Annotated in this window: 1 protein-coding gene and 1 pseudogene; both read right to left on the reverse strand. The window is 65.2% G+C overall.

Features of this window, described 5'->3' with window-relative positions:
• The gene (locus tag VK92_RS38345) at window positions 1-321 is read right to left on the reverse strand and encodes a helix-turn-helix domain-containing protein (protein ID WP_048026837.1); all 321 of its coding nucleotides are present in this window, start codon (window positions 319-321) and stop codon (window positions 1-3) included.
• Window positions 317-520: pseudogene (locus tag VK92_RS43445) on the reverse strand (type II toxin-antitoxin system RelE/ParE family toxin); the annotation flags it as partial. The gene VK92_RS38345 and the pseudogene VK92_RS43445, both read right to left, overlap by 5 nt.
• Between the last annotated feature and the right edge of the window lie 262 nt (window positions 521-782).

Below are 782 nucleotides of genomic sequence, written 5' to 3' on the forward strand. Positions count from 1 at the left end.
TCAGGAGAACACCTCGAGCCCGTGTTTCTCGACGATCTGGAGCATCCGTGCGGCAATGCCGCCCGGCCGCTTGTCGCCCTGTTCCCATTGGCGGATCGTCGACGCCGTCGTGTTCAGGTAGAGCGCGAACACGCTCTGGCTGACATTGACGGATTTGCGGATGCGGGCGATGGCTTCCGGATCTAACCGCGGGGCGGCTTCGATGCGCAGATCGTCGTATTCGCGCATCGTCTTCTTGTCGATCAACGCGGCACGACAGAGGCCCGACGCGGCGCCGTGGATCGCCTCCGTTGCGTCGCTCTTGAATCGACTCCTGGCCATTGCAAATCTCCACCCGCTCTTTCAGTGTGACCAGCGTCGCGATATCGGCGCCGGTGCGGCGCCCGACATCCGCGGCGAGCTTGCTGACGGCACGCCGTTCGCGTGCGTCGATGTCGTCCCGGTCGGGTTGGGCGAACAGGAATACGCAAACCCGCACCTGCCCGACCTTCCCCGGCACGATCCCGCGCCGCCGATTACCGGCATGTCGGGCCGATCAGGTCAGCACAGGATTATATGCCACTACGTGGTACATATTTCGACCTGGCCGAATGGCCTGCCCGAATGGCCGGCTTCGAGCCGATACGGGGTCGGGACGGCTTCGCGGGGCCGTCCCGGTCGTCCCGCCTTATTCCACCGTCACCGATTTCGCGAGGTTCCGCGGCTTGTCGACGTCGGTGCCGCGCGCGCACGCGGTGTGATACGCGAGCAGCTGCAGTGGCACGACGTGCAGGATCGGCGAC

Origin of the sequence: Burkholderia sp. LK4 (assembly GCF_001043615.1) — a bacterium.
Taxonomy (GTDB): Bacteria; Pseudomonadota; Gammaproteobacteria; order Burkholderiales; family Burkholderiaceae; genus Burkholderia; species Burkholderia cepacia.